The following is a 25,764-nucleotide window of genomic DNA, read 5'->3' on the forward strand; positions in this document are numbered from 1 at the left end:
AGCAACTGGTACAGCGGCTTGCCTTCAATTTTGGCCACCGCATCCCAGACCGCCATGTCGATGGTGCCGACAGCGACCGAACGTTCGCCATGGCCACCGGGCTTTTCATTGGTCATCATGGCGGCCCAGACCTTGTGCGCATCGAGGTTGTTGCCGCTGACGTCGATCAGGCTCTCGGGCGCGGCTTCCAGGATGCGCGGCGCAAAACGTTCACGTATCAGCCCGCCCTGGCCGTAACGGCCGTTGGAGTTGAAGCCGTAACCAATCACGGGTTTTCCATCGCGCACCACGTCGGTGACCACCGCCACCAGGCTCAGCGTCATTTTCGAGAAGTCGATGTAGGCATTGCGGATATCGGACTTGATGGGCTGGGTGACTTCGCGGATGTCGATGATTTTCATGAGTCTGCTTCACGGGTTGGTGTTAATGGGGCTGTCATTGGCGCCGCCTGCCCCGGCGCCCAATGCCGATATTCTCCAGCGGCAGACAAGTTGTGGTGCCAGGTGGCTAAAACGATCAATGGGTATTCTCGCGGAACAGCGCTTCTATCACCCCGCGCAGCCAGCGGTTGCCGGGGTCGGCCTCAAAACGTTTGCTCCAGTGCAGGGACACGGTGAAGTCGCGCAACGGAAAGGGTGGCTCGATGATGGCGTAGCCGCCGTCGGCTGCAAAGATTTTTGCGATGTTGCGCGGCATCACCACGGCCAGGTCGGTGGCCTTGACGATGGAGGGCAGGACCATGAAGTGTTCGGCGGTCAGGCGCAACCGGTCTTCGAGTTGCATCAGTTCCAGAATGCGCAGGGTGTCGGAGTGTGTGCGCACCGCCACAAACTCAAGCTGGTGCAGCGCATCGAGCAGCACCTGACCGCTGCGCCGGCGCCGGGTGAAAGGGTGGCCTTCACGCAACAGCACGATGTAGCGGTCTTTCAGCAGTTGCACACGCTGGGTGTCTTTGACCGTCGGCAAAAAGCCGAAAGCAAAATCGATGCGTCCGCTGTCCAGCGCGGCGGCAATGTCGCTGCTGGCCAGCGGCGTGGTTTCGATGCGCACGCTTGGCGCCATCTGGCGCAACGCAGCCATCAGTTCCGGTAAAAAGCGCCCTTCGCCGATGTCACTCATGTGAATGCGAAAAACCTTGCGCGACTGCAATGGCTCAAACAGCGCCGATTCATTGAGCGCCTGCTCCAGCGTGGCCAGCGCGCTGCGCACCGCGTCGGCGAGCCGGTCGGCCTTCGGCGTGGGCTGCACGCCACCGCCGGCGCGCACAAACAGCGGGTCCTTGATCAGCAGGCGCAATCGCGTCAGGCCCTGGCTGGCGGCCGGCTGCGTCAGGTCCATCAGTTCGGCGGCGCGGCTCACGTTGCGCGTGCGATAGACCGCATCAAACAGCCGCAGCAGGTTCAGGTCGATGTCTTTTATATGCATTGAGTGAATACCAGATAGTCTTGTTATTTTATTGATGGATAGTCGAATGGGGTCCAAACTCGCTGCTTCCCACGAAAATAAAACCCGGAGACAGCCTTGGAAGTTTCATTCAGCAAGGAAATCGAGTCGTTGCGGCTGAAACGCGGCGAGACTTTCCACGGCGAGGGCATTCTTGCGATCACCAAGGCGCTGCTCCAGTCCGGCGTGGCTTATGTGGGCGGCTACCAGGGCGCGCCGGTGTCCCACCTGCTCGACGTCATGGTGCAGGCCAAGCCCTATATGGACGAACTCGGCGTGCATGTCGAGGCTTGCTCCAACGAGGCCTCGGCTGCGGCCATGCTGGGCGCTTCCATCCACTACCCGATACGCGGCGCGGTGACCTGGAAATCGATAGTGGGCACCAACGTCGCTGCCGACGCGCTGTCCAATTTGTCATCGCCCGGGGTGCTGGGCGGGGCGCTGATTGTGGTCGGCGAGGACTACGGCGAAGGCGCCAGCGTGATCCAGGAGCGCACCCATGCCTATGCGCTGAAGTCCACCATGTGCCTGCTGGACCCGCGCCCCGAGCTCGGCAAGATGGTGGAGATGGTCGAGCATGGTTTCCGGATTTCCGAAGCCTCGAACATGCCCGCCATTCTGGAGCTGCGCATACGTGCCTGCCATGTGCGCGGCAGTTTTGAGTGCAAGGACAACCGCCCGCCGGCGATCTCCAAGCGGCAACTGATGGAAGAACCCGCCGCGTTCGACTACGCCAAACTCGCGCACCCGCCGGTCACCTTTCGCCACGAAAAACTCAAGACCGAAGAACGAATTCCGGCCGCGCGCCGCTACATCATCGAAAAACAGCTCAACGAGTTGATGGATGGTCCGCGCCAGGATATCGGCATCATCGTCCAGGGCGGCATCTACAACGCGCTGATCCGTGCGTTGCAGCAGTTCGGTCTCTGTGATGCCTTCGGCCAGAGCGAAATTCCGCTGCTGGTGCTCAATGTCACCTACCCACTGGTGCCCGAGCAGGTGGCGGAATTTGCGCTGGGCAAACGCGCGGTGCTGGTGGTCGAGGAAGGCCAGCCCGAATACATCGAGCAGGAGATCGCCACCTTCTTGCGCCGCCGCGACATCAACACACCGCTGCATGGCAAGGACATGTTGCCCTCGGGCGGCGAATACTCGGTGGAAGTGGTGGCGGGCGGCATCGCCGCTTTTGTGGCGCGTTATGCCAGCGATGTGGACACCAGCTCGGCTACCGGCTGGCTGCAGGGCAACATCGAACGCCGCAGCGCCGTGGGAGCGCAGATTGCGGCGCAGCTGAACCAGGCGCTGCCGGTGCGGCCGCCCGGCTTTTGCATAGGCTGCCCGGAGCGGCCGGTATTCTCGGCGCTCAAGCTGGCGCAGCAGGACGTCGGGCCGGTGCACATCGCGGCCGACATCGGTTGCCATGCCTTCGGCACCTTTGCGCCCTTCTCCTTCGGCCACTCCATCCTCGGCTACGGCATGAGCCTGGCCAGCCGGGCCGGTGTCTCGCCCATGATGGCGCGGCGCACGCTGTCCATCATGGGGGACGGCGGTTTCTGGCACAACGGCCTGCTGACGGGTGTGCAGTCGGCGCTGTTCAACGGCGACGATGCGGTGCTGCTGATTTTCAAGAACGGCTACACCTCGGCCACCGGCACGCAGGACATCATTTCCACACCGAGCGATGACGCGAAATTCAACGCGACCGACAAGCTGCAAAGCCTGACGGCCACCAACACGACCATCGAAAAAACCCTGCAGGGCCTGGGCATCCAGTGGCTGCGCACTGTGCACACCTACCATGTGGAGGAGATGCGCCAGACGCTCAACGAGGCCTTCACCACCGACTTCAACGGGCTCAAGGTCATCATTGCCGAGGGTGAGTGCCAGCTCGAGCGCCAGCGCCGCATCAAGCCCTGGCTGGCGGGATTGCTGAAGAAGGGCAAACGGGTGGTGCGGGTGAAATATGGCGTTGATGAAGATGTCTGCAACGGTGACCATGCCTGCATCCGCCTGTCGGGCTGCCCGACCCTGACGCTGAAAGACAACCCGGACCCGCTCAAGGTGGACCCTGTGGCCACAGTGATCGACGGCTGCGTCGGCTGCGGCCTGTGCGGCGCCAATGCGCATGCTGCGACCTTGTGCCCTTCGTTCTACCGAGCCGAAGTGATCCAGAACCCGAAGTGGCATGAGCGCCTGCTGGGCAGCGTGCGCGGCGCGTTCGTGCGAGCACTGCAAACCACATGAACACACACGAACAAAAACCCATCACAGTCCTGATCTGCGCGCTGGGCGGCGAAGGCGGCGGCGTGTTGACCGAATGGCTGGTCGATATTGCGCGGGCCAGCGGCTACGCGGCGCAAAGCACCTCGATTCCTGGCGTGGCACAACGCACCGGGGCGACCACCTACTACCTTGAAGTGTTCCCGGTGCCGCTGGCCGAACTTGGCGGAAAGCGCCCGGTGTTCAGCCTGAACCCTGTGCCCGGCGCACTCGATGGGCTGGTGTCGTCGGAGCTGCTGGAGACCGCGCGCCAGGTCGGCCACGGCATGAGCTCGCCGCTGCGCACGCTGGTCATCAGCTCCAGCAGCCGCACGCTGACCACCGCAGAGCGCATGGTGCCCGGCGACGGCCGCACCGGCAATGCACCGCTGCTGCAGGCCATCGCCGCGCAAAGCCGTGCCACCCAGGTGTTCGACATGGGCGCGATGGCGAAAGACTGCGGCACCGTGGTCAGCGCTGTCATGCTGGGCGCCATCGCCGGCAGCGGCCTGCTGCCTTTTGCGCGCGAGGCGTATGAAAGCGTCATCCGGCACGGCGGCAAAGGCGCTGAAGCCAGTCTGCGCGGCTTCGCCCAGGCTTTTGAGCAAGTCAACACGCAACAGGCTCAGACAAGGCTGGTCGCCAATCTGCTATCAGATCAGGAGCTGCCTGCGCCCGTCAGCAATGGGCTGGAGGCCGATTTGGCTTCTATTTTTCCGTCACCCGTGCATGAGATGCTGGCGCTGGGCCATGCGCGCATGCTGGAATACCAGGACCGCGACTACGCCGACCTGTATGTACAGCGCCTGCAGCAGGTGTTGCACGCCGAGCAGGAGGCGGACCCGACCGCCGCCCACGGCTACGCCACCACGCGCGAGATGGCGCGCTGGCTGGCGCTGTGGATGGCGTTTGACGACATCGTGCGCGTGGCCGATCTCAAGAGCAGTGCCAGCCGCTGGCAACGTGTGCACGGCGAGGTCAAGGCTGGCGACGGCGACCTGCTGCAGGTGTATGACCACTTCAAACCGGGCGCTGCAGAATTTGCGGCCCTGCTGCCGGCAGGCCTTGCCGCGCGCGTGACACGCTGGGACCGCAAGCGCGTCGCCTGCGGCAAGGCACCGTGGGCGCTGCCGCTCAAGGTCGGCACACATTCGGTGTTTGGCATGTTGTCGCTGCGCCTGCTGGCCAGCCTGAAATGGCTGCGTGTGCTTGGCAGCCGTTATGCCACCGAGCAGGCGCTGATCGAGCAGTGGCTGAACGGGGTCGTGCGCGGCACGCGGGCCCACTGGCAAGCGGGCCACGAGATCGCCCTCTGCGGCCGCCTGATCAAGGGTTACGGCAGCACCAACGAGCGCGGCAAGGACAACCTGATGCATGTGCTGGAGCACCTGGCGACCAGCACCACCTTTGCATCGAACGAATCACGCGCTGCAGCGATTGCCCAGGCGCGCGAGGCCGCGCTGCTTGATGAAGCCGGCAAGGCGCTGGACCAAACGCTGGTGCAGCACGGCGCGCCAGCGCGGCCGGTGAAAGCACAACCCATCAGATGGGTCGATAACCCACACCGCAAGCCGGGCGCGGTCAAGGCTGCCTGACAAACCCGAGTTACGACCGCAGACTTCCACTTAAAAAAAGGAGACAAACCATGACACCGAGCTTCCACTCCCAACGACGCGCCTTGCTGGCCCTCGCACTTGCCGCCGGGGCCATGCTGCCTGCCGCGCATGCACAAACCGCCGCCGCATGGCCTAACAAACCGGTGCGCGTGATCGTCAACTTTCCGCCGGGCGGCGCGGCCGACCAACTGGCGCGCGCCATCGGTGTGCCACTGGCTGAGGCCCTGGGCCAGCCGGTGGTGGTGGAGAACCGGGGTGGTGCCAATGGCAACATCGGCGGCGAAGCCGTCGCCAAGGCGCCCAACGACGGCTATACGCTGCTGATGAGCTCGGGCGGCATGGTGTCGGTCAATCCCCACCTCTATTCAAAAATGTCTTTCGACCCCGCCAAAGACCTGGTGCCCGTGGCTGCGGCCGCGCGCGTGCTGGTGTTCCTGGAGGTCAAACCTACCCTGCCGGTCAACAACGTCAAGGAGTTCCTGGCCTACATGAAAGCCAACCCCGGCAAGCTGTCCTTCGGCTCGCCGGGCAACGGCAGCTCACCGCATCTGGCGGCAGAGATGATGAAAGCGCAGACCAACACCTTTGCCGTGCATGTGCCTTACCGTGGCGCAGCGCCAGCCATGCAGGACCTGCTGGGTGGCCAGCTCGACTTCATGTTTGACCCCGGCATCGGCCTGCAGCATGTGAAAGCCGGCAAGCTCAAGCTGCTGGCCGTGGGCAGCGCCAAACGCTCACCGCTGTTTCCTGATGTACCGACCCTGGACGAGGCCGGGCTCAAAGGGTTTGACGCCGACACCTGGTTCGGCTTCTACGCACCCGCCGGAACACCGGCCGAGGTCGTGAGCCGGCTGAACCGCGAGATCAACAAAATCCTGGGCAGCCAGGCCGTGAAAGACCGCATCCTGGCCATAGGCGGTATTCCGGCACCGATGTCACCCGCGGACTTCAACATGCGGGCATCGATAGACGGCACGCGCTTTGGCGCGCTGATCAAGGCGCGCAATATAAAGGCTGAGTAAGTAAGGCCCCCACGCTTGTCGCTTCGCGTACTGCGCTGCCCCCCGAGGGGGCGCATTTTTCCTTGGGGCGGCCCGGCGGAAAAACATGGCCCCCACGCTTGTCGCTTCGCGTACTGCGCTGCCCCCCGAGGGGGCGCATTTTTCCTTGGGGCGGTCCGGCGGAAAAACATGGCCCCCACGCTTGTCGCTTCGCGTACTGCGCTGCCCCCCGAGGGGGCGCATTTTTCCTTGGGGCGGCCCGGCGGAAAAACATGGCCCCCACATCCCTGCCCACATAATCAACCATGAGCAAACAGATCACCCACACCATCCGCGTTGAATTCGGCGATTGCGACCCGGCGCGCATTGTGTGGTTTCCCAATTTTTTCCGCTGGATAGACGCGGCCTCAAGGAATTTCTTTGTGCAGTGTGGCGTGCCATCCTGGCAGGAAACCGAAAAAACCATCGGCGTGATCGGTACGCCGCTGGTGGACACACACTCGCGTTTTCTGCGCACCGCCACTTACGGCGATGTGCTGGACATCCAGGTGACGATTCCGGAATGGCGCGAGAAAAGCTTTGTGCAGCGTTACCGCATCATGCGCGACAGCGATCTCATCATGGAATGTGATGAAGTCCGCATCTTTGCCGGCCGCCGTGCTGACAACCCGGAGGCGATACGCGCCTTGCCGATTCCGCCCGAAATCCGCGCCTTGTGCGAATAGTTTGATGTCAAATCGGCCTCCAGCCCCGTTCTGACTGGTGTAAGCAGCTACAAAATCAATAGCGCCCGAAAGTCGTTGACATTGGTGTGGGTCGGCCCGGTGACCACCAGATCACCCAGTGGCTCGAAATAACCATAAGCGTCGTTGCGGTCCAGATAGCGGTCTACCTTCATGCCTTTGGCGATGGCGCGCTTGAGCGTGTCGGGTGCCACAAAGGCGCCGGCGTTGTCTTCCATGCCGTCGATGCCGTCGGTGTCCGCCGCGAGTGCGTACACCCCCGGCTGGCCTTGCAGGCCCAAGGCCAGACCCATACAAAACTCCCCCGCACGGCCGCCGCGGCCTTTCGCGTCGCCGGGCTGCCGGGGCCGCACTGTCACCGTGGTTTCACCGCCGCTGAGGATGACGCAGGGCCTGCTGAATGGCTGGCCATGCAGCGCCACGGCGCGGGCCAGTGCGGCGTGTACCTTGCCAACCTCGCGCGACTCGCCTTCCATTTCGTCGCTGAGGATATACGCCGCCAACCCCGCAGCACGCGCGGCCGTCGCTGCCGCCTCCAGCGACTGCTGCGGCGTGGCAATCATGTGCACCGCATGGCCGTCGAAGGCCTTGTCGCCAGGCTTGGGGGTTTCCAGCGCGCCGCTTTCGAGTTGAGCCGTCAGAGCAGCGGGGATGTCGATGTTGTAGCGTTTCAAAATCGCCAGCGCGTCGGCGCAGCTGCTGGCGTCGGGCACCGTCGGGCCGCTGGCAATCACCGACGGATCATCCCCAGGCACGTCGCTGATGGTCAGCGTCACCACGGCCGCAGGTGCGCAGGCAGCGGCGAGGCGGCCGCCCTTGATGCGTGACAAATGTTTGCGCACGCAATTCATCTCGCCGATGTTGGCGCCGCTGTTGAGCAGGGCCTTGTTGATGGCCTGCTTGTCTTCCAGGCTCAGGCCGTCGGCCGGCAGCGTCAAGAGCGCCGAGCCACCGCCCGAGATCAGGCACAACACCAGATCGTCTTTGGTCAGGCCCTGCGTCATCTGCAAAATGCGCTGCGCTGCGGCCAGGCCAGCGGCGTCGGGCACCGGATGCGCGGCTTCAACAATTTCGATGCGCTGCGGCAAACCGGCAGGGCGTGGCGGAATGTGGTGGTAACGCGTAACGACCAGCCCTTCGAGCGGCGCATCGGCCGGCCACAGCGCCTCGACGGCCTGTGCCATGGAACCACCCGCCTTGCCAGCACCGAGAACGATGGTTCGCCCCTTTGGCACCGGGGGCAGATGCGCCTCGGTGTTGTGCAGAGGCAGGGCGCGCTGCACGGCGGCCTGGTAAAGATGTTCAAGAAAGGCGCGGGGGTCGGCGGCAGGATTCGTTGCGGTCATTCGGTGTCTCCAGGCCCGTATTGTGACGCCGTAACCCGCCTGTAACCGCAGCAAAGACTGCTCCGTGGCAGCGCATGCCACGGAGCCCGAGGCCTATTTTTTGCCCAGCCCAAGACGCTGCGCACCCTCGGTGTACAGACGTGTCTTGTCTTTCATGAAAGCGTCCATCTGGTCCAGATTCACATTGACCAGTTCGAAGCCGCTTTTGGCGGCCAGTTCCTTCATTTCGGGCTCGTTGTTGAGCGCAGCCCACATGTCCGCAATTTTCTTGCGCGCTTCCGGCGGTGTCGACTTGGGCACACCGATGCCGCGATAGGCACCGTCCACCCAGTCCACGCCAAGCTCCCTGAAGGTCGGCACGTCTGGCAGCAGGGGGTGACGTTTTTCCATGGCCACAGCGAGCGCGCGGGTCTTGCCCTTGTTGTTGATGGCGAAGGCGGTATAGGTCACTGCGCCGTCAATCTGGCTGCCCACCACGGCCAGTGCCATGTCGCCCGTGCCCTTGTAGGGCACATAGGTGCTCTTGATACCGAACGCCGCGTTCAGACGCTCATGCGAGGCGTGGTTGGCCGAATTCAGGCCGGAGCCGCCCAGACTCATCTTGCCGGGGTCTTTTTTTGCCGCGGCGATGAAGTCGGCAAAGGTCTTGTACGGGCTGTTCTCGGGCACCACCAGCGCGTCGGGCGTGAAGTGGAACCAGAACACCGGCGTCACGTCGCCGGTCTTGTACTGGACCACGCCCTCGATCGGCTGGAACACGATGTGCGGCAGGTTGACGCCCACGATGTTCAAACCATCGGGCGGAAGCTGGTTCATCTGAGACCACATCAGCGCACCGCCGGCGCCGGCTTTGTACTGGATGATGGTGTCAATGGCCGGGCACTTCTTCTTGAGTACCACCTGCTGGTGGCGCGCCGACAGGTCTGACTCGCCGCCGGGCGGGAAGGCCTGCCAGTACATGACGTTTTTGTCGGGGCAGCCCTGGGCCAGCGCCAGGGGCGCCAGCAAGGCGAGGCTCAGCACGGAAATCAGCTTCTTCATGGTTTTGTCTCCTTTTGTTGTTGCGATCAAAAATTGCTCATCGCAGCGCTTCATGCAGCGCGTCGTGCGGTCTCTGGCTTGTTTGAAATACGATCACACACCGCCTGCGTGACCTGCGCGGTGCTGGCGCTGCCGCCCAGATCGCGGGTGTGCAGGGTTGGGTCTGCGGTAACCTGCTCGATGGCCTGCATCAGGCGCTGCGCCGCTGCAGCTTCGCCGATATGCTCCAGCAGCATCACACAACTCCAGAAGGTGCCCACCGGATTCGCCAGGCCTTTGCCCATGATGTCAAAAGCCGAGCCGTGGATGGGCTCGAACATGGACGGGTAGCGGCGTTCGGGATCAATGTTGCCGGTGGGCGCAATGCCCAGGCTGCCAGCCAGCGCAGCCGCCAGGTCGCTCAGCACATCGGCGTGCAGGTTGGTGGCCACCAGCGTGTCGAGTGTTGCCGGGCGGTTGACCATACGCGCAGTACAGGCGTCCACCAGTTCCTTGTCCCAGTTCACATCCGGAAACTCTTTGCTGATCTGCAGCGCAATCTCGTCCCACATCACCATGCCGTGGCGCTGGGCGTTGGATTTGGTGACCACGGTCAACAGCTTGCGCGGCCGCGACTGCGCCAGCCGGAAGGCGAAACGCATGATGCGTTCGACTCCGACGCGGGTCAGGATGGACATGTCGGTGGCCACCTCGATCGGGTGGCCCTGGTGCACGCGGCCGCCGACGCCCGCGTATTCGCCCTCGGAGTTTTCGCGCACGATGATCCAGTCCAGGTCTTTGGCGGTGCAGCGTTTGAGCGGCGCGTCAATGCCGGGCAGGATGCGGGTCGGCCTCACATTGGCGTACTGGTCAAAGCCCTGGCAGATTTTCAGGCGCAGGCCCCAGAGCGTGATGTGGTCGGGGATGTGCGGGTCACCCGCAGAACCAAACAAAATGGCGTCCATGCCGCGCAGCGCGTCCAGCCCATCGTCCGGCATCATCACGCCGTGTTCGCGGAACCAGTCGCCGCCCCAGCCGAAAGACGTGAAGTCGAAACTGAAACTTTTTTGGGCTGCGGCCAGCGCCTGCAGCACCTGCTGGCCGGCCGGCACCACTTCCTTGCCGATGCCGTCGCCGGGGATACAGGCGATCTTGTAACTTTTCACGGGGTCTCCTGATGTACAACACGCTCACTTTACGGATTGCACTGTTCAAAAGAAGTGTCTAAAGTTATCTTATTGTTTACTTTGGGTTAAGAGTCGCCATGTCCACACCGGTTTCCGCCCCATCCGAGATGGCGTTTTTCAGCCTGCTGGCCCGTTGCGCCAGCTTTTCGGCAACAGCCCGCGAACTCGACGTCACGACGCCGGCCATCAGCAAACGCCTGGCCCAGATGGAAGGCCGGCTAGGCGTACAGCTGCTCAACCGCACGACCCGGCGCGTCAGCCTGACCCCCGAGGGCGAGTTGTACCTCGGCCACGCCAGGCGCATCCTCGCGGAAATCGACGACATGGAGCAACTGGTATCCAGCGCGGTTGCGGCGCCCAAGGGCCTGTTGCGCGTCAACGCCACGCTGGGGTTTGGCCGCAGCCACATCGCGCCACTGATCTCGGGTTTTGCCAAGCTCTATCCGGACGTCCAGGTGCAGCTTCAGCTCACGGTCAATCCGCCGCCGGCCGACGACGACGCCTTTGACGTGTGTGTGCGCTTCGGCGAGCCGCCGGACGCGCGCGTGATCGCCCGCAAGCTGGCACCGAATCGCCGGTTGCTGTGCGCATCGCCGGCCTACCTGGCCAGGCGCGGTGTGCCGAAGGTGCCGCAGGATCTGGCGCAGCACAGCTGCATCGGCATACGCCAGGGCGGCGAGGCTTATGGCATCTGGCGCCTGAACGCGGGCAAACGCGTGGAGACCGTCAAGGTGCGCGGCAACCTGAGCACCAGCGACGGCGAGATCGCGGTGAACTGGGCGCTGGCAGGCCACGGCATCGTGATGCGCGCAGAGTGGGACATCGCGCGCTACCTGCGCAGCGGCAGGTTGCGCCAGGTGCTTGAAAACTACCAGTCGCCCCCGGCAGACATTCATGCGGTCTGGCCGCAGCGGCACCAGGTGTCAGCCCGCGTCAAAGCCTTTGTGGACTATCTGGCCGGCCACTTCGAGAAAACCTCGACCCGCTCGGCAGGCCTGGTGAGCAGCTGGTGAGCCGCCCCGTCCGGAGCGTTACTGCCGGATGCGCCCGGTCGCGGTCACGATGGTCAACTCGACAAACCTGGAGCCGGACCGCATGCCGGGCTTGAAGCCGACTTTGTAGCCGCCCAGATCCACGTCGACGCTGTCAAGCGCGGTGACAAAACCTTCGCGCGATATCTTCGGCCCCATGCGCCGCGCGGCTTCCACGATCACCGCGCCAGCGATGTAGCCTTCCATCATGGCGTAGCTGATGGGCACCTCCAGATTGGGTGTGGCGCTTGCGATGTCGCTGAACTCCTTGGAGATCCGCCCTGCAATTTTGTAGGGGTTGGGCGTGACCTGTGTGATCGCCAGGCCCTTGAGCTGGTCCTCACCAAGGCGCTGCGAGATTTGTTCGATGTCCGCGCCGGAATGGGCAAACAACTGCGCCGTTCCGCCGTCCAGCCGGTACTTCTCGATGAAGGCCGCAGCTGCAGCGCCGCTGGCGACAACAATGATGGCCTGAGGTGCGGCAGAAATAAACGTGTCCACCACGGCGTTGGGCACCTTGTTGGTTCCCTGGGCGTAACTGGCCTTGGCGGTGAGTCTGGCGCCACGCGCTTTCATCACTTCTTCCATGGCCGTCAGCAGCGTTGCCGCACCGGCGCCATCGGGGTAGAACAAGCCAAGACGGGTCACACCCACGGTCACCAGGTGTTCGGTGATTTTGTTGATCTCATCGCGCAGATTGGCACGCACGCTGTAGACCAGCGGCGTTTCGCTGCGGATTTCGTTGACGCGGTAACCCACCAGTGCAATGTTTTCCGTCTCCAGCAGTTTCGATGCCACCAGCTCGCCCACGATGCGGTCGCCGAAATAGCCCGCCAACACCAGCGGCCGGCTCTCGCTGAGCAGTGCCTTGGTGGCGGCAAGGTTGTCTGCGGCGCGCCCGCCATCGTCCTTGCGCACCAGGCTGAAGGTGTGGCCGTTGACGCCGCCCGCCTTGTTGGCCTTGTTCAAGGCCAGCTGGATGCCGGTGGAGTAGGCGCGGGCCTGCGTGCCTTCCAGCCCCGACAGGGGTGCAACCTGCCCGACAACAATCTGGGCAGCGCCTGCCGCCAAGGAGGCAGCCATGAAGCCGGTGATGGCGAGTGTGCGAACCAGCAACTGGGTGTGCGTCATGTTTTGTCTCCTCGGTGGTCAACGACGGCGGCACTTAGGCAAGTGCCCGGCCTGGGCGCAGCAACCTGTTTGCTGCGGTAGCGCATTGAAGCACGTCACACAGTCGGCGTCGATACGCGATATTACGCAGAACTTACAGCCTCAGTTGGCATGCCAACCTAAGCGACAAGCCCGGCCCGGATTGGTGCAAGCCGGCAAGGCTCACCGCGTTTTGGCGCCGCTCTCAAACCACTGCCGCACCAGCGCGCGTTCGGCGTCCAGCATGCCAGTGGCATTGTTCATCGGCATGATTTTGCTGACCACCACCTGCTGGTACACCGACTGCGCATGCTGCCTGAGCAGGTCTGGTGAATCAAGCCGCACATTCTTCATCTGTAGCTGTGCGCCGTGGCACTGGTAACAGCGCTGCTCCAGCACCTTCTGCACGTTTACATAGGCATTTTGGCCTGCAGCCCTTTCCCCACCTGCGCCAACAGCTACTGAATTCATAGCAACTGGAGCTTGCGGCGGCGGCTTCATCCAGACAATGGCTCCGGCGATCAGCGCCAGCCCCACCAGCGCATACGGCAGGGGGTGCCGGTTGCGCCCCAGCTTGTAGCCGTGGCGCATCACAAAGAACTGCCGTATCAGCGCACCGGCCAGCATCATGACAATCAGGACCAGCCAGTTCTGCGGGTGGTTGTATGTAAAGCTGTAGTGGTTGCTGAGCATGGCAAACAGCACCGGCAGCGTGAAGTAGGTGTTGTGCACACTGCGCTGCTTGCCGCGCTGGCCGTGTACCGGGTCTACCGGCTGGCCGGCCTTGATGCTGGCGATCACCTGGCGCTGGCCCGGGATGATCCAGAAAAACACGTTGGCGCTCATGGCGGTGGCAATCATGGCGCCGACCAGCAAAAAGGCGGCACGCCCGGCAAACCAGTGGCAGGCCAGCCAGGACGCCACACACACCAGCACCAGCACCAGCGCGCCCACGATGGCGTCACCATGTTTACGCTTGCCAAACAGCTGGCAAATGCCGTCGTACAACATCCAGAACACCACAAAAAACGACAGCGCGACACCGATGGCGGCACCCGGTGACCAGTTCATCAGCGATTTGTCGATCAGATAGGTGCTGGCGTTCCACAAGTAGGAGACGGTGAACAGCGCAAAACCCGACAACCAGGTGCTGTAGCTTTCCCAATAGAACCAGTGCAGGTGCTTTGGCAGCTCGGGCGGCTTGACCGCAAACTTGACGGGGTGGTAGAAACCGCCGCCGTGCACCGCCCAAAGCTCGCCGCTGACGCCCTGCTTCTTCAGGTCTTCATCAACCGGCGGTGTCAGGCTGGAATCAAGAAAAACAAAATAGAAAGAAGAGCCGATCCAGGCGACGGCGGTGATGACGTGGACCCAGCGCAGCAGCAGGTTGGCCCAGTCCAGAAGGTAACTTTCCATGATCTCAACCTCTCGGCACGCTGCTCACCACTGCGGGCGCTGTAAGCAGACAAAGGCCACGAACAACAAGTGCTCCGCTGCGACCATTGGTAAAAGTGTATGCGATCTACCTCGCAGTGCCTTGCAACAACTGTGCCGCTACCGACACTGCAATCACTTCCGGCTCTTTGCCTTGAATGCCGGGCAGGCCAATCGGGCAGGTCACATGCGCCAGTTCTTCTGCGCTGAAGCCGCGCGCCTCCAGCCGGTGCCTAAAGGTGGCCCATTTGGTTTTGCTGCCAATCAGGCCTATGTAGGGCAGATCGCCCTTCTCACGCTGGCGCTTCAGGCATTCGGCCACGATGTCCAGGTCTTCGGCATGGCTGAAACTCATGATCAGCACACGCGAACCCGGTGCCAGGCCCGGGACTGCGCGCTGCACCGGATCGGATTGTTCGCAGATGACTTGCTCAGGTACCGCGTCAGGAAAAATGCCGTCACGGCTGTCTATCCAGGTCAGGGCAAATGGCAGGGTGGACAGCACCTGCACCAGCGCATGGCCCACATGACCACCGCCAAAAAGAGCAACCGGCTGTAAATTGGTGCCAAGGCGCTGCGCCAGCGCCGGCACATCGTTGGCGCCCACCGTTTCAAAGTGCAACTGCATCACACCGCCACAACACTGGCCCAGCGTGGGGCCCAGCACCACGCGGCTCGAGGACTCGCCCGGCAAACCCTGAAAACGCTGCCGGGCGCTGGCAATCGCCTGGTATTCCAGATGGCCGCCGCCAATGGTGCCGACCACCGCGCCCGCAAACACCGCCATCCAGGTGCCGGCTTCACGCGGCGCAGAACCTTCGGTGGCAGTGATCTGCACCAGCACCGCTGCCTCTTTACACAGGCGATCCAAAAACACCTTCTTCAACTCGTTCACGGTAAAAACCCTCTGATTTGAAACACTTCTTTTTGATCTGCCGCGTCTGGAAGCCTGCAAAATAAGGCTTGCGCCTACACCAGTGCACGCCGCCTGAAGCCCACAATCAAATCGGCAGCATCGGCCAATACCTCAAGGATACGTATGTCTGACACCTCTCACCGCAGATTCTGGCTGCTCGCTCTTGTATCCACCGCTGTTGGCGTCATCGTCTCGGCCTGCAAGACCGCGCCGGCGCCGGCGCCTCCCGCGCCAGCAGCCGCCGCACCAGAACCCAGCTCACCGGTCATTGGGCCTATCGCCGGGCCAGCCGGCTCGGCCCGCAACTCGGCCGCCCCCACCCCGCGCCTCTACCGCGAAAGCGGCGCCACCCACATCTACGGCCTGAACGCCGACCGCATCTACAAAGGCAGAATGCCGCCCCTGCTGTACGCCGTCGGGGTGATCAATGTCGAGATCAACCAGGTCGGCATCGTCACCCGCCTGGACTGGATGCGCGCCCCACGCCATGCCCCGGAAGTGATTGCCGAAATCGAACGCACGATCAAGGCCGCCTCCCCGTTTCCGGCGCCAGTGCGTATGGGCAAAGTGGTTTATACCGACACTTGGTTGTGGCACAAAAGCGGCAAGTTTCAGCTGGATACGCTGACTGAGGGGCAAAACTAGCCCCCACGGTTGCTCACTGCGTGTAACTCGCTGCCACTGAATCGGGCTGCTCACTTTGTCCCTCTGGGAGAGGGGACCGAACCTCGACATTACTCAAAAAGCGTCTCGACTTTTGCCATTACATCGTCGACACCATATAGATATCGCCACGCTTCACAACAGTTCACCACCTACAGAGGGTGCATCGACCCATTCGCGCTCTTCCGCCGATTGCGGCTGCGAGTAGTCTGAGGCGGCGAGCAGCTCCGCGAGTGTGTAGCGCGGTCGTGGCTTGGGCTCCACCACCAGACGACCGCGAACGACGGCCTAGCCAACCGTAGCGCCGACTTGCAGGTGCAGTTGGTCGAGTAATGCCGGCGGGACGGCCAACAGCACTGAGCCGCCGACCTTGCGCAAAATAGTTGTGTGCATGAGATACCCTCGTCGCGTTAAGTTATATACACGTATAACTGAATCTGGTCTGCGCTGAAAGTCGGCTTGGCATGGGCCTATGCGCGATGTGACTGCGTTTTCTTATACGCCGCTGGCCCTCACCCCAACCCTATCCCAAAGGGCGAGGGTGCCAGAAAAGCGCAAAGTTTGCACCCGTATCACACCATCTGAGCCAAATCAAACTGCTGCACCTCTGCTGGTCTGGCCACCTGATCAAGCCGCCCGCTCATATCCCCGACCCCGCCCAGCAGGCCTATGGCCAGGCCCAGGTCGCGCGAGCCCCGGCTGTCCATCGAGATGTCTGCGGTGAAGCGCCCATCCGGGTTCTTGGCCAGTTGCATGTCCAGCAGGGCATCCTGCAGGCTCCACAGCAACGGTAAAGTCCGCCGCTCGGCAAATTCACTGCGGCTCAGGCTGCGTAGGATGCGTCTGCGAGTAGTGCATTTATGTACGCGGATCGAATAAGGCTCATTTCAGTTCTCCATAGGTCAAGTTGGTTTGAACTTTTAGCTTTGCGTACTTTTCTTGATCGATGTGTTCGCGCTGAATTGCAGAGCAGGTGTAAAGCCCGCCAAGCCTTATCAGTGGGCCAATGCGCCCGCCAGGGGTCGAGAAATATTTGTACTGAGCGACTTGCTCGCCCGTGTCTAAATCAAAGACTCGGCGTACTTGCTGATTTATTGGAATAACGTAAGCGTCAAGCAGTTCGAATGCCGGGTTTGGCTCTATCGCGCGCTTCGTATTTGCTGCTTTTGGACTAATTTCGAGCCGAGTTTGCTTAGCACACAACTTCTCAAACTGCCGCATCCCCACGATGTGATCCACAAACGGCCCGCCCAAGAGCAGCAAAAACACGGTCACGACCAGCAACCGGCGCCACACAGGTTTAACAACGCCAAGCCACTTTGGCAAGCGTGTAGCCAGATACCCACTGAAGGCCAGCCAGAGCAACCCAACCGCCAAGAACCCGAGTCCAATCATTTCATTCCTCCGTCCGTTGTGAGTTCAAACGCTGCCTGCGCAGTGCTGAGAAGTTTTGTCTGCAAAGCAATCAGAGTGCGCGCAAAACGCTTTTGACTTTTCTAAGGGAGCCATTTCGAGCAGTATTTGTGCACTAAATCGAGCCCTAGCCCTTATTGGACGTGCGCAAGCAGCTACTAAATTCATAGCGCCTCCAGGGCTCAGCACTCGCCTCACCGCTCCCTCCCCGCCTCAGCCGACACCTTCTGCAACGGGCTCAGCAAATACTCCATGATGGTCCGGCGTCCCTGGTGGATTTCTGCGGCGACCTGCATGCCGGCCTCCATGCCTTTGCGCTGGCTGGTGTCGCCGTTGAGGGATTCCAGAAACTGCGTGTCCAGCTTGACCAGCGCCTTGTAGCCCTGCGCTGCAGGCTTACCAATATCAGCAGCGTCATCATCTGCTCCAGCATGTTCGCCGCCACGTTATAAATGTTGGCAATATGTTTGGTCTAAAAGCCCGACTGCAGGTAGGTGGCCAGGTAGCCCACGACAGCCCGCTGGCTCAAGACCCGCGATAAGTGGAGTAACTCCAGGGACTGACCAGCAGCGGCACGTGGTAATGCTGGCTGGTGTCGGCTACGCCGAAATCGATGCTGACCTTGTTCAAAAAGTTGGGCTCTGGCAGCGTGACGCCGCAGCCCCTGAAGTAGGCCGCCACATCAAACACCAGCCGGTAAGTACCGGTTTGCAGATTGCTGCTGTCATACAGCGGGCCGTCCGGGTTGCGGCCGTCGCTGTTGAGGGTGAAGGTTTTGACCAGCACTGCCAGCCCGCCTTCTGTGGTGTAAAGCTCGACCAACATGCCGGCCGCCGGTGTGCCGTGCATGGTGTCCAGCACATGTGTGCTCAAACCCATGGTTTTTCCCCTTTTTTCTGAAGCTGGCGGTGAATGCGTCGACTGAAAGTGTATACAGTTTTACTGAGCCCGGCTATCATTTGCACCATGGAATCATCCACCACCAGCACCATTGTTGAAGCGCTGACCAAGGCGATTGTGGAGCACCGGCTGCACCCGGGCACCAAGCTGGCCGAACAAAAGCTGGCCGATCACTTTGGGGTTTCGCGCACGCTGGTGCGGCAGGCGCTGTTTCAGCTGTCGCAGAACCAGCTGATCCGGCTGGAGCCGGCGCGCGGTGCCTTTGTGGCCGCGCCATCCGTCACCGAAGCGCGGCAGGTGTTTGCGGTGCGCCGCATGCTTGAGGCCGAGATGACCCGCGCCTTTGTACGCAGTGTCACGCCGGCAAAAGTCAGGGCCCTCAAAGACCATGTGGCACGGGAAAAACTGGCAGTGGACAGCCAGGACATCCGCGGCCGCACCGAACTGCTGGGCGACTTTCATGTGCGCATGGCCGAGCTGATGGGCAACGAGGTGCTGGCGCAAATCCTGGGCGACCTGATTTCACGCTGCTCGCTGATCATGCGTATGTACCAAAGCGCCAGTGCCGCCGAACACTCGCACGAAGAACACGCCGAAATTGTCAAGGCGCTGGCAGCCCGTGACGAAGACCGCGCCGTGCGGCTGATGGACGAACACCTGCTGCATGTTGAAGCAAGCCTGCGTTTTGACCGCCAGATGCCGGTCAACGATATTTCGATGGCGCTGTCATGAATACACCCTACCCCAGAGACCTCGTCGGTTACGGCCCGACACCACCCCATGCGCAGTGGCCGGGCCAGGCCCGCATTGCCGTGCAATTCGTGCTGAACTACGAAGAAGGCGGCGAAAACTCGGTGTTGCATGGCGACGCCGGTTCGGAGCAGTTTCTTTCCGAAATGGCAAACCCGCCCAGCTACCCGGAGCGGCACCTGAGCATGGAAGGTATTTACGAATACGGCTCACGCGCGGGTGTGTGGCGCATCCTGCGCGAGTTTGAAAAGCGCCAGCTGCCGCTGACGGTGTTTGGTGTCAGCATGGCACTGCAACGTCACCCCGAGCTGACCGCTGCTTTTGTGGAACTGGGCCATGAGATCGCCTGCCACGGCCTGCGCTGGATCAATTACCAGGGCGTTGATGAAGCCACAGAACGCGAACACATGCGCCTGGGTCTGGAGATCATCACGCAGATGACAGGCCAGCGCCCGCTGGGCTGGTACACCGGCCGCGACAGCCCGAACACGCGGCGACTGGTGGCCGACGATGGCCAACTGGTTTACGACAGCGACTATTACGGCGACGACCTGCCGCTGTGGATGAAGGTCACGCGCAGCGACGGCAGCGTGGTGCCGCGCCTGGTGGTGCCCTACACACTGGACAGCAACGACATGCGTTTTGCGCTGCCCCAGGGCTTTGCCCAGGCCGATGACTTTTTCATTTACCTGCGTGACAGCTTTGATGCGCTGTATGCCGAGGGCGACCCGAACGGCCTGAACGCGCCAAAGATGCTCAGCATAGGCATGCACTGCCGCCTGCTGGGCCGGCCCGGCCGCATCGTGGCGCTACAGCGCTTTCTGGACCATGTGCAGAAACATGAGCATGTCTGGATCTGCCGCCGCATCGACATTGCGCGCCACTGGCAGCAAACCCACCCCTTCAAAAACTGACAAGACCGACCATGGCCCTGACCCTTGAACAAATAAACGCTGCTTCCCAAGTGGACGCCGTAAACCTGCTGGACGGCCTGTACGAACATTCACCCTGGATTGCGCAGGCCGCACTGGCGCACAGGCCTTTCCGTTCACTGGCGCAGCTCAAACATTGCATGGCCGGTATCGTGCGCGAAGCCGGCCTGGAGGCGCAGCTCACCCTGATACGCCAGCACCCCGAGCTGGCCGGCAAGGCCATGGTCAGCAAGACACTTACCAGCGAATCCACCCACGAGCAGGGCAAGGCGGGATTGACAGACTGCACACCCGACGAGTTCGCACACATCCAGTCGCTCAACAGCGCCTACAACAGCAAATTTGGTTTCCCCTTCATCCTTGCGGTGCGTGGTCCGCGCGGCACTGGCTTGAGCCGGCAGGAGATCATCACCACCTTCGAGCGGCGCCTGGCCAACCACCCTGACTTTGAGCTCGGCGAAGCGCTGCGCAACATCCACCGCGTTGTGGAGCTGCGCCTCAATGACAAGTTCGGCCTAGAGCCGCAGCTTGGCAACCAGGTCTGGGACTGGCAGGAACAGCTCAGCGCCTTCAGCGACCCGGGCTACAAGGAACAAGGCCAGCTGACGGTGACCTATCTGACCGACGCACACCGCAGCGCCGCCGCCTTGATTGCACAAACCATGCAGGGCAGCGGCTTTGATGAAGTGAGCATCGATGCGGTGGGCAATGTGGTGGGCCGCTACAAGGCCAACAAGCCAGGCGCCAAGACCCTGATGACCGGCTCGCACTACGACACGGTGCGCAACGGCGGCAAATACGATGGCCGGCTGGGCATCTTCACACCAGTGGCCTGCGTGGGCGAACTGTCGCGTGCAGGTCAACGACTGCCTTTTGACTTTGAAGTGATCGCGTTTGCAGAAGAAGAAGGTCAGCGTTACAAGGCGACTTTTCTCGGATCGGGCGCACTGATTGGCCAGTTCAACCCCGCCTGGCTGGCGCAGAAGGATGCAGACGGCATCAGCATGCGCGAAGCCATGCAACAGGCCGGTCTGCCGGCAACCCTGGAGGCGATTGGCGCGCTGCAGCGCCAGCCGTCTGACTACCTGGGTTTTGTCGAGGTGCATATAGAGCAGGGGCCGGTACTGAACGAGATCGACATCCCGCTGGGCATCGTCACCTCCATCAATGGCGGCGTGCGTTACGTGTGTGAGGTCAGCGGCATGGCCAGCCACGCCGGCACCACGCCCATGAACCGTAGGCGTGATGCCGCAACGGCGGTGGCCGAGCTGGCGCTGTACGTCGAGCAGCGCGCTGCGCGCGACGGCGACTCGGTTGGCACCATCGGCATCCTCAACGTACCCGGTGGCTCCATCAATGTGGTGCCCGGCCGCTGCCAGTTCACGCTGGACCTGCGCGCGCCCAACAACACGCAGCGCGATGCGCTGGTGGCCGATGTGCTGGCCGAACTGGCTGCCATTTGCGAACGCCGTGGCGTACACCACACGGCCGAAGAAACCATGCGCGCCGCTGCAGCACCCAGCGCTGTGGCTTGGCAGCAGCGTTGGGAAAGCGCGGTGGACAGCCTGGGTGTGCCGCTCTACCGCATGCCCAGCGGCGCGGGGCATGACGCCATGAAGCTGCACGAGGTCATGCCGCAGGCCATGCTGTTTGTGCGCGGGCAAAACTCGGGCATCAGCCACAACCCGCTGGAAAGCACCACCAGCGACGACATTGATCTGGCGGTGCGGGCTTTCCAGCATCTGCTCCATGGTCTTGCCACATGAGCTCGGACGAAAAGCTTGACGCCTGGGTGAATGCCCACTTTGACGAGGAAGTGCGCTTTCTTCAGGAGCTGATTCGCGTCCCCACACCCACGCCCCCCGGGGACAATGCGCCGCACGCCGAACGCACTGCAGAGTTGTTGCACACCTTCGGATTCGAGGCAGAAAAACACCCGGTACCGGCTGCCGAGGTGCAGGCCTACGGGCTGCAATCGCTGACCAACCTGATCGTGCGCCGCAAGTACGGCCCCGGCCTGACCATTGCACTCAATGCCCATGGCGACGTGGTGCCCCCCGGCGACGGTTGGACGCAAGACCCGTACGGGGGCGCCATTGTGGATGGTCACATTTATGGCCGGGCGTCGGCCGTGAGCAAGTCGGACTTTGCGAGTTTTACCTTTGCGGTACGTGCGCTGGAGTCGCTCGGCATCCGACTGCACGGCAGCGTGGAACTGCATTTCACCTATGACGAAGAGTTTGGTGGAGAGATGGGCCCGGGCTGGCTACTGCGCCACAAACTCACCAAACCCGACCTGCTGATTGCTGCAGGCTTCAGCTACGAGGTGGTCACCGCCCACAACGGCTGCCTGCAGATGGAGGTCACGGTGCACGGCAAGATGGCGCATGCGGCCATTCCAGAAAGTGGTGTTGATGCGCTGCAAGGCGCGGTACAGATTCTCAACGCCCTGTACGCACAGAATACGCTTTATAAAAACGTTAGCTCCCAAGTCGCCGGCATCAGCCACCCCTATCTCAACGTGGGGCGCATTGAAGGCGGCACCAACACCAATGTGGTCCCCGGCAAGGTGATGTTCAAGCTGGACCGGCGCATGATCCCCGAAGAAAACCCGACCGAAGTCGAAGCGACCATACGCCAGGTGATTGCCGACGCGGCCAAAGCCTGTCCGGGTATTTCGGTGGACATCAAGCGCCTGCTGCTGGCCCGGTCCATGCGCCCCCTTCCCGGCAACCAGCCCCTGGTCAACGCCATACAGAAACACGGCCTGGCGGTTTTTGGCCAGCCCATACCCGCGATGGGCACCCCGCTGTACACCGATGTGCGCCTGTATGCCGAAGCGGGCATACCCGGGGTGATTTACGGCGCCGGGCCGCGCACGGTGCTCGAATCCAACGCCAAACGCGCCGACGAGCGGCTGGCGCTGGAGGACCTGCGCCGCGCCACCCAGGTGATTGCCCGCACCTTGCGCGAGTTGCTGGCGCCCGCTTCATGAAGGCCCGCCGCGTCGCCGGGGTGCTTCAGGGCATATCCCGATGGTTCACCCGCTTGTCCAAATGGACAATTCCTGAAATCCAACCCTTACCCGGCATTTTTCTTGCTTGACCTGATTTACCTGTAAACATTCTCTGGAGCCCTCATGACAAAACGTATCTTTATCAAGACCTTCGCGGTACTGGCCGTCACGGCCGCCACGACAGTTTTCAGCGCTGCCCAGGCGCAGAACACGCCCATCAAGTTCCAGCTCGACTGGCGTTTTGAAGGCCCGGCCGCGCTGTTTCTGACACCCGCCGCCAAGGGCTACTTCAAGGACGCCAAGCTCGATGTGACGGTGGACGCAGGCAATGGCTCAGGCGGTACCGTCACCCGCGTGGCCTCGGGCAGTTATGACATGGGTTTTGCCGATCTGGCTGCGCTGATGGAGTTTCACGCCAACAACCCGGATGCGGCCAACAAGCCGGTCGCCGTGATGATGGTCTACAACAACACGCCGGCTTCGGTCATGGCCCTGAAAAAATCCGGCATCAAGACCGTGGCCGATCTCAATGGCAAAAAGCTGGGTGCTCCGGTGTTTGACGCCGGCCGCCGCGCCTTCCCCATTTTTGCAAAAGCCAACAACATCAGCGGCGTGCAATGGACCGCGATGGACCCACCACTGCGCGAGACCATGCTGGTGCGCGGCGATGTCGATGCGATCACCGGCTTTACCTTCACCTCGCTGCTCAACCTGGAAGCGCGCGGCGTGAAAGCAGAGGACGTGGTGGTTCTGCCCTATGCCGATAACGGCGTCAAGTTGTACGGCAACGTCATCATCGCTTCGCCCAAACTCATCAAGGAAAACCCCGCCGCCGTGAAAGCCTTTCTACTGGCCTTCACCAAAGGCGTCAAAGAGGTGATCGCCAAGCCGGCGCTGGCGATTGAAGACGTGAAGGCACGCGACGGCATCATCAACGTGCCGCTCGAAACCCGCCGCCTGCAACTGGCCATCGATACGGTGATCAACAGCCCGGATGCCCGCGCTGACGGGTTTGGCCAGGTCAAAGGGCCACGGCTGTCCTTGATGGCCTCGCAGGTATCCGACGCCTTCAACACCAAAACACGTGTCAGCCCCGACAGCGTGTGGAACGGCTCCTTCCTGCCCACCGTGGCTGAATTGAACGTCCTGCCTGCCGTCAAGAAGTAGGAAGCCCAAGCCATCGGCAACGGTGGTTGATACCACGGCCAGCCGACACGGCTGGCTGCAGCCTTCAGTACTCACGAAGATCCCCCACCATGCAAGCAAACACCGCAGGCCATTTTGTTGACTTCAGCGATGTCTGGCTCGCCTACAACGAGGACTTGCTGGCGCAAAACCACTTTGCAGTGGAAGCGATTGACCTGAAGGTGCGTGAAGGCGAGTTCATCGCCATCGTCGGGCCTTCGGGTTGCGGCAAATCCACCTTCATGAAGCTGACCACCGGGCTGAAGATGCCGTCGAAGGGCCGCATCCTGATCGACGGCCAGCCCGTCACCGGCCCGCTGAAAATATCGGGCATGGCTTTTCAGGCGCCCTCGCTGCTGCCGTGGCGGACCACGGTGGACAACGTGCTGCTGCCGCTGGAGATCGTCGAGCCCTTTCGCAGCCAGTTCAAATCGCGGCGCAAGGAGTTTGAAGAACGCGCACGCAAGCTGCTGCAAAAAGTCGGCCTGGGCGGATACGAAGACAAATTTCCGTGGCAGTTGTCGGGCGGCATGCAGCAGCGCGTGAGCATTTGCCGGGCGCTGATTCACGAGCCCAAAATGTTGTTGCTGGACGAGCCCTTTGGCGCACTCGACGCCTTCACGCGCGAAGAGTTGTGGTGCATTTTGCGCGACCTCTGGACCGAGCAACGTTTCAACGTCATTCTGGTCACGCATGATTTGCGCGAGTCGGTTTTTCTGGCCGACACGGTGTACGTGATGAGCAAAAGCCCGGGGCGCTTTGTCGTCAAGCGCGAAATCGATTTGCCGCGCCCGCGCGACCTGGAAGTGACTTACACCCAGGCCTTCGGCGACATCGTGCATGAACTGCGCAGCCATATTGGCGCCATCCGCAGCCCGGTGACAGCCACCCCCACTGCGGCGCCAGCCGCCCTCACACCATGACCAAAAAACAGATGGAGCGCTGGTCGCCTTTTGCCTTGCTGCTGGTCATCCTCGCGCTCTGGCAGGCGGTGGTGATGGTGTTTGGCATTGCCGAATACATCTTCCCCGCGCCGCTGGCCATTGCAGAGGCCATGGCCGAGTTTGCCGGCCCGATTGCACAGGCCGCCTGGAAAACCTTCTGGGTCACCATGGTCGGCTTCGGCATCTCCATCGTGGTCGGCGTGATGCTGGGCTTTCTGGTCGGCTCATCGCGCCTGGCCTACGCTGCCGTGTACCCGCTGCTGGTGGCTTTCAACGCCGTGCCCAAGGCGGCGATTGTGCCCATCCTGATTGTCTGGTTCGGCATTGGTGTGGGCCCCGGCATTCTGACTGCCTTTTTGATCTCGTTTTTCCCGATCACCGTCAACATGGCCACCGGCCTGGCCACGCTGGAGCCCGAGCTGGAAGACGTGTTGCGCGTGCTGGGTGCCAAACGCTGGGACGTGCTGGTCAAGGTTGGCCTCCCGCGCTCCATGCCCTACTTTTACGGCTCGCTCAAGATCGCCATCACGCTGGCTTTTGTCGGCACGGTGCTGGCCGAGATGACCGCCGGTGATTCCGGCATTGGCTACCTGATGCTCAGCGCCGGATCACAACAGCGCATGGCGCTGGCCTTTGCCGGGCTGGTGGTGATTGGTGCGATGGCGATGATCATGTACGAGCTGTTCAGCTACATCGAGAAACACACCACGGCCTGGGCGCATCGCGGCACGCAGGGCGAGTGAAAAACCGGTCCTGAAAACCTGTACGCCTGGTTTTTCAAGACAAATCGGTCTGTAGCCCTTACTACGCTTACGT

The 25,764-nt window shown here is 62.0% G+C and carries 23 protein-coding genes and 1 pseudogene; 13 read left to right on the forward strand and 11 right to left on the reverse strand.

Features of this window, described 5'->3' with window-relative positions:
* Both Q8L50_RS17290 and Q8L50_RS17295 read right to left on the reverse strand, forming a co-directional pair.
* A pseudogene (locus Q8L50_RS17290) lies at nucleotides 1-401 on the reverse strand (mandelate racemase); the annotation flags it as partial.
* 115 nt (nucleotides 402-516) lie between these two features.
* Nucleotides 517-1,425 carry a LysR family transcriptional regulator gene (locus Q8L50_RS17295; protein ID WP_305349873.1) on the reverse strand — a complete coding sequence of 303 codons (909 nt, stop codon included), beginning with the start codon at nucleotides 1,423-1,425 and terminating at the stop codon, nucleotides 517-519.
* Between the two features lie 96 nt (nucleotides 1,426-1,521).
* On the opposite strand from Q8L50_RS17295, the gene Q8L50_RS17300 reads away from it, so the two are divergent.
* From Q8L50_RS17300 to Q8L50_RS17315, 4 genes are all read left to right on the forward strand, one after another.
* Nucleotides 1,522-3,687, forward strand: a complete 2,166-nt coding sequence (locus tag Q8L50_RS17300) for an indolepyruvate ferredoxin oxidoreductase subunit alpha (RefSeq protein ID WP_305349874.1) — start codon at nucleotides 1,522-1,524, stop codon at nucleotides 3,685-3,687.
* Nucleotides 3,684-5,297 carry an indolepyruvate oxidoreductase subunit beta family protein gene (locus Q8L50_RS17305; protein ID WP_305349875.1) on the forward strand — a complete coding sequence of 538 codons (1,614 nt, stop codon included), beginning with the start codon at nucleotides 3,684-3,686 and terminating at the stop codon, nucleotides 5,295-5,297. The genes Q8L50_RS17300 and Q8L50_RS17305 overlap by 4 nt, the downstream gene beginning before the upstream one ends.
* A gap of 50 nt (nucleotides 5,298-5,347) precedes the next feature.
* Nucleotides 5,348-6,340 carry a tripartite tricarboxylate transporter substrate binding protein gene (locus Q8L50_RS17310; protein ID WP_305349876.1) on the forward strand — a complete coding sequence of 331 codons (993 nt, stop codon included), beginning with the start codon at nucleotides 5,348-5,350 and terminating at the stop codon, nucleotides 6,338-6,340.
* 284 nt (nucleotides 6,341-6,624) lie between these two features.
* Nucleotides 6,625-7,044, forward strand: a complete 420-nt coding sequence (locus Q8L50_RS17315) for a thioesterase family protein (RefSeq protein ID WP_305349877.1) — start codon at nucleotides 6,625-6,627, stop codon at nucleotides 7,042-7,044.
* A 47-nt stretch (nucleotides 7,045-7,091) separates the two neighbouring features.
* Here the strand turns inward: Q8L50_RS17315 and Q8L50_RS17320 are convergent, their stop codons facing one another.
* The 3 genes from Q8L50_RS17320 to Q8L50_RS17330 form a co-directional block, all read right to left on the reverse strand.
* A complete protein-coding gene (locus tag Q8L50_RS17320; RefSeq protein ID WP_305349878.1) occupies nucleotides 7,092-8,408 on the reverse strand; it encodes a glycerate kinase in 1,317 nt (438 codons plus the stop codon).
* A 93-nt stretch (nucleotides 8,409-8,501) separates the two neighbouring features.
* Entirely contained in the window at nucleotides 8,502-9,449 is a 948-nt protein-coding gene (locus tag Q8L50_RS17325) for a tripartite tricarboxylate transporter substrate binding protein (protein ID WP_305349879.1), read from the reverse strand.
* A gap of 50 nt (nucleotides 9,450-9,499) precedes the next feature.
* Nucleotides 9,500-10,594 (reverse strand): tartrate dehydrogenase, encoded by a 1,095-nt coding sequence (locus tag Q8L50_RS17330; RefSeq protein WP_305349880.1) that lies wholly within the window; start codon nucleotides 10,592-10,594, stop codon nucleotides 9,500-9,502.
* A 98-nt stretch (nucleotides 10,595-10,692) separates the two neighbouring features.
* Between Q8L50_RS17330 and Q8L50_RS17335 the strand changes: the two genes are divergently transcribed.
* On the forward strand, nucleotides 10,693-11,628 hold the full coding sequence (locus tag Q8L50_RS17335) for a LysR family transcriptional regulator (RefSeq protein WP_305349881.1): 936 nt from the start codon (nucleotides 10,693-10,695) through the stop codon (nucleotides 11,626-11,628).
* 18 nt (nucleotides 11,629-11,646) lie between these two features.
* Here the strand turns inward: Q8L50_RS17335 and Q8L50_RS17340 are convergent, their stop codons facing one another.
* The 3 genes from Q8L50_RS17340 to xdhC all read right to left on the reverse strand — a co-directional run bounded on the left by Q8L50_RS17340 (nucleotide 11,647) and on the right by xdhC (nucleotide 15,124).
* On the reverse strand, nucleotides 11,647-12,777 hold the full coding sequence (locus tag Q8L50_RS17340) for an ABC transporter substrate-binding protein (RefSeq protein WP_305349882.1): 1,131 nt from the start codon (nucleotides 12,775-12,777) through the stop codon (nucleotides 11,647-11,649).
* 201 nt (nucleotides 12,778-12,978) lie between these two features.
* Complete coding sequence (locus Q8L50_RS17345) at nucleotides 12,979-14,211, reverse strand: urate hydroxylase PuuD (protein ID WP_305349883.1); 1,233 nt, start codon at nucleotides 14,209-14,211, stop codon at nucleotides 12,979-12,981.
* A 106-nt stretch (nucleotides 14,212-14,317) separates the two neighbouring features.
* Nucleotides 14,318-15,124, reverse strand: a complete 807-nt coding sequence (gene xdhC, locus Q8L50_RS17350; protein WP_305349884.1) for a xanthine dehydrogenase accessory protein XdhC — start codon at nucleotides 15,122-15,124, stop codon at nucleotides 14,318-14,320.
* A 144-nt stretch (nucleotides 15,125-15,268) separates the two neighbouring features.
* Between xdhC and Q8L50_RS17355 the strand changes: the two genes are divergently transcribed.
* Nucleotides 15,269-15,790, forward strand: coding sequence for a hypothetical protein (locus Q8L50_RS17355; protein ID WP_305349885.1), 522 nt, complete (start codon nucleotides 15,269-15,271; stop codon nucleotides 15,788-15,790).
* A gap of 590 nt (nucleotides 15,791-16,380) precedes the next feature.
* Here the strand turns inward: Q8L50_RS17355 and Q8L50_RS17360 are convergent.
* The 3 genes from Q8L50_RS17360 to uraH all read right to left on the reverse strand — a co-directional run bounded on the left by Q8L50_RS17360 (nucleotide 16,381) and on the right by uraH (nucleotide 18,100).
* On the reverse strand, nucleotides 16,381-16,596 hold the full coding sequence (locus Q8L50_RS17360; protein WP_305349886.1) for a hypothetical protein: 216 nt from the start codon (nucleotides 16,594-16,596) through the stop codon (nucleotides 16,381-16,383).
* Between the two features lie 94 nt (nucleotides 16,597-16,690).
* The gene (locus Q8L50_RS17365; protein ID WP_305349887.1) at nucleotides 16,691-17,203 is read right to left on the reverse strand and encodes a hypothetical protein; all 513 of its coding nucleotides are present in this window, start codon (nucleotides 17,201-17,203) and stop codon (nucleotides 16,691-16,693) included.
* 543 nt (nucleotides 17,204-17,746) lie between these two features.
* Complete coding sequence (gene uraH / locus Q8L50_RS17370) at nucleotides 17,747-18,100, reverse strand: hydroxyisourate hydrolase (RefSeq protein WP_305349888.1); 354 nt, start codon at nucleotides 18,098-18,100, stop codon at nucleotides 17,747-17,749.
* An 87-nt stretch (nucleotides 18,101-18,187) separates the two neighbouring features.
* Between uraH and Q8L50_RS17375 the strand changes: the two genes are divergently transcribed.
* The 7 genes from Q8L50_RS17375 (at nucleotide 18,188) to Q8L50_RS17405 (ending at nucleotide 25,691) form a co-directional block, all read left to right on the forward strand.
* Complete coding sequence (locus tag Q8L50_RS17375; protein ID WP_305349889.1) at nucleotides 18,188-18,853, forward strand: GntR family transcriptional regulator; 666 nt, start codon at nucleotides 18,188-18,190, stop codon at nucleotides 18,851-18,853.
* A complete protein-coding gene (gene puuE / locus Q8L50_RS17380; protein WP_305349890.1) occupies nucleotides 18,850-19,785 on the forward strand; it encodes an allantoinase PuuE in 936 nt (311 codons plus the stop codon). Before Q8L50_RS17375 ends, puuE begins: the two co-directional genes overlap by 4 nt.
* An 11-nt stretch (nucleotides 19,786-19,796) precedes the next feature.
* A complete protein-coding gene (gene uraD, locus Q8L50_RS17385; protein WP_305349891.1) occupies nucleotides 19,797-21,569 on the forward strand; it encodes a 2-oxo-4-hydroxy-4-carboxy-5-ureidoimidazoline decarboxylase in 1,773 nt (590 codons plus the stop codon).
* The gene (locus tag Q8L50_RS17390) at nucleotides 21,566-22,798 is read left to right on the forward strand and encodes a M20/M25/M40 family metallo-hydrolase (protein WP_305349892.1); all 1,233 of its coding nucleotides are present in this window, start codon (nucleotides 21,566-21,568) and stop codon (nucleotides 22,796-22,798) included. Before uraD ends, Q8L50_RS17390 begins: the two co-directional genes overlap by 4 nt.
* Before the next feature lie 144 nt (nucleotides 22,799-22,942).
* Nucleotides 22,943-23,986 carry an ABC transporter substrate-binding protein gene (locus Q8L50_RS17395; protein ID WP_305349893.1) on the forward strand — a complete coding sequence of 348 codons (1,044 nt, stop codon included), beginning with the start codon at nucleotides 22,943-22,945 and terminating at the stop codon, nucleotides 23,984-23,986.
* An 89-nt stretch (nucleotides 23,987-24,075) separates the two neighbouring features.
* Nucleotides 24,076-24,927, forward strand: a complete 852-nt coding sequence (locus Q8L50_RS17400) for an ABC transporter ATP-binding protein (RefSeq protein ID WP_305349894.1) — start codon at nucleotides 24,076-24,078, stop codon at nucleotides 24,925-24,927.
* A complete protein-coding gene (locus Q8L50_RS17405) occupies nucleotides 24,924-25,691 on the forward strand; it encodes an ABC transporter permease (protein ID WP_305349895.1) in 768 nt (255 codons plus the stop codon). Before Q8L50_RS17400 ends, Q8L50_RS17405 begins: the two co-directional genes overlap by 4 nt.
* Nucleotides 25,692-25,764: the final 73 nt, after the last annotated feature.

Source organism: Polaromonas sp. (assembly GCF_030680935.1).
Lineage (GTDB): Bacteria > Pseudomonadota > Gammaproteobacteria > Burkholderiales > Burkholderiaceae_C > Polaromonas.